This window comes from Streptomyces niphimycinicus (genome assembly GCF_018883605.1).
Taxonomy (GTDB): Bacteria; Actinomycetota; Actinomycetes; order Streptomycetales; family Streptomycetaceae; genus Streptomyces; species Streptomyces niphimycinicus.
In genome coordinates this window covers 1-7789 of sequence record NZ_JAHLEM010000576.1, presented here as the reverse complement: position 1 = coordinate 7789, position 7789 = coordinate 1, and the positions used below count along the sequence as shown (strand labels likewise).

The 7789-nt window shown below is 71.1% G+C and carries 7 protein-coding genes; 4 read left to right on the top strand and 3 right to left on the bottom strand.

The features are described from left to right. Positions 1 to 557: LuxR C-terminal-related transcriptional regulator (locus KN815_RS36760; RefSeq protein WP_216346181.1), on the top strand; the 557-nt coding region annotated here is incomplete at its 5' end. Here the strand turns inward: KN815_RS36760 and KN815_RS36755 are convergent. Next, positions 516 to 1013 carry a MarR family winged helix-turn-helix transcriptional regulator gene (locus tag KN815_RS36755; RefSeq protein ID WP_014054422.1) on the bottom strand — a complete coding sequence of 166 codons (498 nt, stop codon included), beginning with the start codon at positions 1011 to 1013 and terminating at the stop codon, positions 516 to 518. The two genes, KN815_RS36760 and KN815_RS36755, sit on opposite strands and share 42 nt — an antisense overlap. A gap of 136 nt (positions 1014 to 1149) precedes the next feature. Between KN815_RS36755 and KN815_RS36750 the strand changes: the two genes are divergently transcribed. Further along, on the top strand, positions 1150 to 1974 hold the full coding sequence (locus KN815_RS36750; protein ID WP_216346180.1) for a trans-aconitate 2-methyltransferase: 825 nt from the start codon (positions 1150 to 1152) through the stop codon (positions 1972 to 1974). Between the two features lie 216 nt (positions 1975 to 2190). After that, positions 2191 to 2835 (top strand): Uma2 family endonuclease, encoded by a 645-nt coding sequence (locus tag KN815_RS36745; protein ID WP_372458578.1) that lies wholly within the window; start codon positions 2191 to 2193, stop codon positions 2833 to 2835. A gap of 197 nt (positions 2836 to 3032) precedes the next feature. Here the strand turns inward: KN815_RS36745 and KN815_RS36740 are convergent, their stop codons facing one another. Both KN815_RS36740 and KN815_RS36735 read right to left on the bottom strand, forming a co-directional pair. Beyond that, positions 3033 to 3740: a TetR/AcrR family transcriptional regulator gene (locus KN815_RS36740; RefSeq protein ID WP_216346182.1), complete on the bottom strand. Its 708-nt coding sequence runs from the start codon at positions 3738 to 3740 to the stop codon at positions 3033 to 3035. After that, entirely contained in the window at positions 3740 to 4720 is a 981-nt protein-coding gene (locus tag KN815_RS36735) for an acyl-CoA desaturase (RefSeq protein ID WP_216346179.1), read from the bottom strand. The genes KN815_RS36740 and KN815_RS36735 overlap by 1 nt, the downstream gene beginning before the upstream one ends. Before the next feature lie 245 nt (positions 4721 to 4965). On the opposite strand from KN815_RS36735, the gene ppc reads away from it, so the two are divergent. Next, entirely contained in the window at positions 4966 to 7689 is a 2724-nt protein-coding gene (ppc, locus tag KN815_RS36730; protein WP_216346178.1) for a phosphoenolpyruvate carboxylase, read from the top strand. Positions 7690 to 7789: the final 100 nt, after the last annotated feature.

Here is a 7789-nt window from a genome sequence, read left to right as displayed (position 1 = left end):
GGCCGCACGGTGGCCCCGCCCGGGCGGTGAACGGCCGGGTGGCCGACGGCATATGGCTGGTCGGCGCGGTCCGCTCCACCCAGCCGGGGGTGCGCACCGTGGTGCTGGCCGAGCGCGACGATCCGCGCCGCGCGGCGGTGGCGCTCCAGGCCGGGGCGTCCGGCTGGGTCGCCAAGGACTGCTCGCTGGTGCGGCTGCTCGCGGTCATCCGGGGGGTGCTCCGGGAGGAGACCCATCTGCCGCCCGCGCTGCTCACCGGCGTCCTGCGGGAGTTGACGGCCGCCCGTAAGCACCGCACCGAAAGCGAGCGCCTGGTCGAGTCGCTGACCCCGCGTGAGCGGGAGGTGCTGCGCTGCATGGTGGCCGGGCTCGGCCGTAAGGCCGTCGCCGAGCGGCTCTTCCTCTCCCCGCACACCGTCCGCACCCATATGCAGAATGTGCTGGGCAAGCTGGGCGTGCACTCCACGCTGGCGGCCGTGGCGCTGGCCCGGCGTGCCGGGGTGGGCCCGGTCGACCTAGCCGGGGAGATTGTCGAACGGGGCGGTCAACTGGCGTAGCAGCGCGGCCAGTTCGGCGCGCTGGGCCTGGGAGAGCTCGGCCAGAATGGCGTGCTCATGGTCCAGCAGCCCGGCCAGTGCCTGATCGGCGCGGTCACGCCCCTCGGCGGTCAGCCGGACCAGCACGCCGCGCCGGTCACTCGGGTCGGGCCCGCGCTCGACCAGCCCCTTCTTGGCGAGCCGGTCGATGCGGTTGGTCATGGTGCCCGAGGTGACCAGGGTCTGGGTCAGCAACTGCCCGGGGGAGAGCTGATACGGGGGCCCGGCCCGGCGCAGCGAGGTCAGGACGTCGAACTCCCAGGGCTCCAGATTGTGCTCGGCGAAGGCGATCCGCCGCGCCCGGTCCAGATGGCGGGCGAGCCGACTGACCCGGCTGAGCACTTCGAGCGGTTCCACATCGAGGTCGGGGCGTTCCCGCCGCCACGCCGCGACCAGCCGATCGACCTCGTCCTCCATGGCGATCAGTGTAGTGGGTCTGTCGACATGAAGTCTCTTGACATCAAGAGATACCGTGGGCAACGGTAAGACACCGGGATGCGCAGCGGTCACGGCAGCGCGCCCCGTACCGACCGTACCCACAGGGGGACCGACCATGACCACCGCGCCCAACTGGGATCCCCGGCAGTATCTGCGCCACGCCGGCCACCGCACCCGCCCCTTCCAGGACCTGCTGGCCCGCATCCCCGAACTGCCCACCGGCCCCGGCCGCCCGCCCCGCATCGCCGACCTCGGCTGCGGACCCGGCAACGTCACCGTCCTGCTCTTCGACCGCTGGCCCGACGCCCATGTCACCGGCCTGGACAACTCCGCCGAGATGCTCGCCGAGGCCCAGCCCCTCGCGGGCCCCACCACCGGCGGCGGCCGCCTCGACCTGCGCCGTACCGATGTGCGGGCCTGGGCACCGGACGAGCCCTACGACCTGATCGTCTCCAACGCCGCCTTCCAGTGGGTCCCCGGCCACCCCGACTCCTTCGGCACCTGGCTGGCCGGACTGCGCCCCGGCGGCACCCTCGCCTTCCAGGTCCCCGGCAACTTCGCCGCCCCCAGCCACACCCTGCTGCGCGAGCTGTGCGACACCCCCGAGTGGCGCGACCGCCTCGCCGACCGCGTCCGCGACCCCGCCTCCGTCCTGGACCCGACCGAGTACCTGGAGCGCCTGTCCGCCCTCGGCTGCGAGGTCGACGCCTGGGAGACCACCTATGTACAGGTCCTGACCGGCCCCGACCCCGTACTCGACTGGGTCAAGGGCACCGCCCTGCGCCCGGTCCTGACCGCCCTCGCCGACGACCCGCCCGCCCGCGACCGCTTCCTCGCCGCCTACGCCGCCCAACTCCGCGACGCCTACCCCTCCGGCCCCCACGGCACGGCCTTCCCGTTCCGCCGCATCTTCGTCGTGGCCCGCACGGCCCAGCGATGATCACGGCCCTGGACCTTGAGCCGGGTTCCGCCCGTCCCGCAAGGCCCACCCCGGCCCGGGGGTTGTCGGCATCCGTTGAGCCGATCGGGTGAAACCACCCGATCGGATGATCGCGTCGACTTCCCGGCCCGGCACCGCTCCCGGTCGCCTAGCGTCACGGTGTCGCTTGTGCCGCAGTGGCGTCGGCGCCCAGACTGATGGAGGAGGTGCTTCACGATGACCGCTCTCGCGCATGAGCCGTGCTCTGCCGTGGACGACGGGTTGCCCCCGGCCGCCGGGCAGGAGGCCATGTCCCTGGACGAGGTGCTGTGGCAGGCGTGGAAGGCCATGGAACTCCCCGAGGGCTACCGGGCCGAGATCATCGAGGAGTACATCGAGGTGTCGCCCACCGGCCGTCGCCGCCATACCGTGATCATCAACCGCCTCCGCCGGGCCCTGGAGGCTCATCTCGCGGATGGCGACCATGCCGCCTACCAGGACGGCAATCTCATCCACCGCCGCAAGGTCTGGATCCCCGACCTCTTCATCGCCCCCGAGGACCTTGACGAGATCCCCGACGAGGAAGACCTCGGCGTGGACGCAGGCGGTGTCCAGGCCGTCTTCGAGGTGGTCTCACCGGGCCGGGAAGCCCAGTCGCGCGACAGGGAGCGCAAGCGCCGGGCCTACGCCCGTGCGGGCATCCCGCTCTATGTCCTGATCGACGACTTCGACGGTGACGGCACGGTCGTCATCCTCACGGCACCCGACCCCGACAAGGCCGTCTACGCCGACGAGCACCGCGTCCCCTACGGCACCGACGCCGTCATCCCCGACGGCCCCGCGAAGGGCTTCGTCATCGGAGAGGCCATCGTCGGGCCGTGACGCTCCGACGCGACTGAGGCCGTCCACGATCCGTACGGTGGCGATGCGACAGCGGTTCTGCTCCAGCGGAAGCATGCCCGCCGAGGTGAAGTTCAGCGGGGGGCGGGGGCGGGAGGCGGGCGCGCTGTGGTCGTCGTCACCCGTCGGCTGGTTGCGCCCCGGATACGGCCCGTTCCGGGGCGGCCAAGGCGCGCCCCTCACGCCTTGCGGTGGCCTATCAGCCGCGGCTTCTGCTCCAGACCGTCCAGACCGTGCCAGGCCAGATTCACCAGATGCGCCGCGACCTCGGCCTTCTTCGGCTTGCGGACGTCCAGCCACCACTGGCCCGTCAGCGCCACCATCCCCACCAGCGCCTGCGCGTACAGCGGGGCCAGCTTGGCGTCGAAGCCACGGGCCTTGAACTCCAGGCCCAGGATGTCCTCCACCTGGGTGGCGATATCGCTGATCAGTGAGGCGAAGGTGCCCGTCGACTGGGCGACGGGGGAGTCACGGACCAGGATCCGGAAGCCGTCCGTGTACTCCTCGATGTAGTCCAGCAGGGCGAAGGTGGCCTGCTCGCACAGCTCCCGCGGATGGCCCGCGGTCAGCGATGTGGTCACCATGTCCAGCATCCGCCGCATCTCACGGTCCACCACGACCGCGTACAGCCCCTCCTTGCCGCCGAAGTGCTCGTACACCACCGGCTTGGAGACCCCCGCCTTCGCCGCGATCTCCTCCACCGACGTGCCCTCGAAGCCACGCTCGGCGAAGAGCGTGCGACCGATGTCCAGCAGTTGCTCCCGGCGCTCCTTGCCGGTCATCCGGACCCGGCGGGGCCGCCGGGTCCCGGATCCGGAGGGTCGGCCGGGCCGGGCCGGCCGGTCCTTTTCGCCGCTGGTATTACTGTCGGTCGCCACGCCCTCCATCATGCCGCTCCGACGGACTCCTCCTGACGGCGGGCGTCGATACGGGCCTGGCTCGGCCACCGGACGTCATACGCCCAGCCCGCCTTCTCGAACCAGCGGATGATCCGGGCGCTGGAGTCGAGCTGCCCCTTCATCACCCCGTGCCGGGCACAGGTCGGATCCGCGTGGTGCAGGTTGTGCCAGGACTCGCCGCACGAGAGCACCGCCAGCCACCACACATTGCCGGAGCGGTCCCGCGACTTGAACGGGCGCTTGCCCACCGCATGGCAGATCGAGTTGATCGACCAGGTCACATGGTGCAGCAAGGCCACCCGGACGAGGGACCCCCAGAAGAAGGCGGTCACCGCGCCCTGCCAGGACCAGGTCGCCAGCCCGCCGATCACCGGCGGCAGCATCAGGGAGACCACCGTCCACACCACGAACTGCCGGGAGACCGCCCGGACGGGGCCGTCCTTGAGCAGATCCGGTGCGTACTTGTGCTGGGACGTCTGCTCCTGATCGAACATCCATCCGATATGTGCCCACCACAACCCCTTCATCAGGGCCGGAACGGTCTCGCCGTACCGCCACGGGGAGTGCGGGTCGCCATCCGCGTCCGAGAACTTGTGGTGCTTACGGTGATCGGCCACCCAGCGCACCAGCGGCCCCTCCACGGCCAGCGACCCCGCGATCGCCAGCGCGACCCGCAGCGGCCGCTTCGCCTTGAACGAGCCATGAGTGAAGTACCGGTGGAAGCCGATCGTGATGCCGTGGCAGCCGATGTAGTACATCGACACCATCAGCGCCAGATCCAGCCAGCTCACCCCCCAGCCCCAGGCCAGGGGAACCGCCGCGATAAGCGCGACAAAGGGGACGGTGATGAACAGGAGAAGGGTGATCTGTTCGATGGAGCGCTTGCTGTCCCCGCCGAGCGTGGCGGAGGGAAGCGGGGCCTCCTGGGCCTTCGGCGTGTCATCGACCACGTCGGGGCTTGCAGTCATGGGATCCCTCGTGGGGCTCGGGGCATGGCTACGGATCCGTAACCTACGGCGTCGTAAGTATGGCAGGGCCGGGAAGCGGGGCAATAGGGCTCTGGTCTCCCACAGGGTCGTGCCGCCTATCCTGGGGACGTCGGACAGCGCGGTCCGCACATGGCCGAAAGCACCGGGTCAGCAGCCCGCGGCGCCCGCCGCGCAAGCCCTGATGCCGCGCTTCGAACCCCGTTCACTGCAAGGAGCCCGCACCTGTGAGCAGTGCCGACCACACCAACGCCGCTCTGCGTGCCGACATCCGCCGTCTGGGGGACCTGCTCGGCGAGACCCTCGTCCGCCAGGAGGGACCCGACCTCCTCGAACTCGTCGAGCGCGTCCGCGCCCTCACCCGCAGTGACGGCGAGGCCGCGGCCGACCTGCTCGGCTCCACCGACCTCCAGACCGCCGCCAAGCTGGTCCGCGCCTTCTCCACCTACTTCCACCTGGCCAACGTCACCGAACAGGTACACCGCGGCCGCGAGCTGCGCACCCGCCGCGCCGTCGAGGGCGGCATCCTCGCCCGCACCGCCGACCAGCTCAAGGACGCCGACCCCGAGCACCTCCGGCAGACCGTCGCCCACCTCGGCGTACGCCCCGTCTTCACCGCCCACCCCACCGAGGCCGCCCGCCGCACCGTCCTCACCAAGCTCCGCCGCATCGCCGAACTCCTCGACACCCCCGCCGTCGGCGGCGGCGACGCCCGCCGCGCCGACCTGCGGCTCGCCGAGAACATCGACCTGCTCTGGCAGACCGACGAGCTGCGCGTCGCCCGCCCCGAACCCGCCGACGAGGCCCGCAACGCCATCTACTACCTCGACGAACTGCACGCCGGCGCCGTCGGCGACGTCCTCGAGGACCTCACCGCCGAACTGATGCGCGTCGGCGTCGAACTGCCCGCCACCACCCGCCCCCTCACCTTCGGCACCTGGATCGGCGGCGACCGCGACGGCAACCCCAACGTCACCCCCGAGGTGACCCGCGACGTCCTGATCCTCCAGCACGAACACGGCATCACCGACGCCCTGGAGATCATCGACGACCTGCGCGCCGCCCTCTCCAGCTCCATCCGCAACACCGGCGCCTCCGAGGAACTCCTCGCCTCCCTCCAGCGCGACCTCGAGCTGCTGCCCGAGATCAGCCCGCGCTACAAGCGGCTCAACGCCGAAGAGCCCTACCGGCTCAAGGCCACCTGCATGCGGCAGAAGATCGTCAACACCCGCGAACGGCTCGCCGGCGACACCCCCCACCAGCCCGGCCGCGACTACCTCGGCTCCGGCGAACTCCTCGCCGACCTCCACCTCATCCAGGACTCGCTGCGCGCCCACCGCGGCCACCTCATCGCCGGCGGCCGCCTCGAACGCGCCATCCGCACCCTCGCCGCCTTCGGCCTCCAGCTCGCCACCATGGACGTCCGCGAACACGCCGACGCCCACCACCACGCCCTCGGCCAGCTCTTCGACCGGCTCGGCGAGGAATCTTGGCGCTACGCCGACATGCCCCGCGACTACCGCCGCAAGCTGCTCGCCAAGGAACTGCGCTCCCGGCGCCCCCTCGCCCCCAGCCCCGCCCCCCTCGACGCCGCCGGCGCCAAGACCCTCGGCGTCTTCCGCACCATCCGCGACTCCTTCGAGCGCTTCGGCCCCGAAATCGTCGAGTCCTACATCATCTCCATGTGTCAGGGCTCCGACGACGTCTTCGCCGCCGCCGTCCTCGCCCGCGAGGCCGGACTCATCGACCTCCACGCCGGCTGGGCCAAGATCGGCATCGTCCCGCTGCTGGAGACCACCGAAGAACTCAAGATCGCCGACAAGCTTCTCGACGAAATGCTCGCCGACCCCTCCTACCGACGGCTCGTCGCCCTCCGCGGCGACGTCCAGGAGGTCATGCTCGGCTACTCCGACTCGTCCAAGTTCGGCGGCATCACCACCTCCCAGTGGGAAATCCACCGCGCCCAGCGACTGCTGCGCGACGTCGCCCACCGGCACGGCGTACGACTGCGGCTCTTCCACGGCCGCGGCGGCACCGTCGGCCGCGGCGGCGGCCCCACCCACGACGCCATCCTCGCCCAGCCCTGGGGCACCCTCGAAGGCGAGATCAAGGTCACCGAACAGGGCGAGGTCATCTCCGACAAGTACCTCGTGCCCTCGCTCGCCCGCGAAAACCTCGAACTCACCGTCGCCGCCACGCTCCAGGCATCCGCCCTGCACACCGCGCCCCGCCAGTCCGACGAGGCACTCTCCCGCTGGGACGCGGCCATGGAAACCGTCTCCGACGCCGCCCACGGCGCCTACCGCGCCCTCGTCGACGACCCCGACCTGCCCGCCTACTTCTTCGCCTCCACCCCCGTCGACCAGCTCGCCGACCTCCACCTCGGCTCCCGGCCCTCCCGCCGCCCCGACTCCGGCGCCGGCCTCGACGGACTCCGGGCCATCCCCTGGGTGTTCGGCTGGACCCAGTCCCGGCAGATCGTCCCCGGCTGGTTCGGCGTCGGCTCCGGCCTCAAGGCCGCCCGCGAAGCCGGACTCGACGGCGTCCTCGACGAAATGCACCAGCACTGGCACTTCTTCCGCAACTTCCTGTCCAACGTCGAAATGACCCTGGCCAAGACCGATCTGCGGATCGCCCGACACTACGTCGACACGCTGGTCCCCGAGAACCTCAAGCACGTCTTCGACGTCATCCAGGAAGAGCACGAACTGACGGTACGAGAGGTACTGCGCATCACCGGTGAGCACGAACTCCTCGACTCCAACCCGGTGCTGAAGCAGACCTTCCACGTCCGGGACGCCTACCTCGACCCGATCTCCTACCTCCAGGTCACCCTGCTGCACCGTCAGCGCACCGCGCGCGAACGAGGCGAGGAGCCCGACCCGCTGCTCGGCCGCGCGCTGCTCCTCACGGTCAACGGCGTCGCGGCGGGCCTCCGCAACACGGGCTGACCAGGGCGTACGCCGCGACACCGGGCGGGCCCGCCCCCTGTGGGGAGCGGGCCCGCCCGGCGTATGTCGGGGAGTTGACGTTCCCGGGGGCTCCGCCTTC

Bases quoted from the DNA above. Each gene is read 5' to 3' on its own strand.
- KN815_RS36750 (WP_216346180.1), top strand. From the start codon at position 1,150: ATGACCACCGCGCCCAACTGGGATCCCCGGCAGTATCTGCGCCACGCC.
- KN815_RS36735 (WP_216346179.1), bottom strand. From the start codon at position 4,720: ATGACTGCAAGCCCCGACGTGGTCGATGACACGCCGAAGGCCCAGGAG.
- KN815_RS36745 (WP_372458578.1), top strand. From the start codon at position 2,191: ATGACCGCTCTCGCGCATGAGCCGTGCTCTGCCGTGGACGACGGGTTG.
- KN815_RS36740 (WP_216346182.1), bottom strand. From the start codon at position 3,740: ATGGAGGGCGTGGCGACCGACAGTAATACCAGCGGCGAAAAGGACCGG.
- KN815_RS36755 (WP_014054422.1), bottom strand. From the start codon at position 1,013: ATGGAGGACGAGGTCGATCGGCTGGTCGCGGCGTGGCGGCGGGAACGC.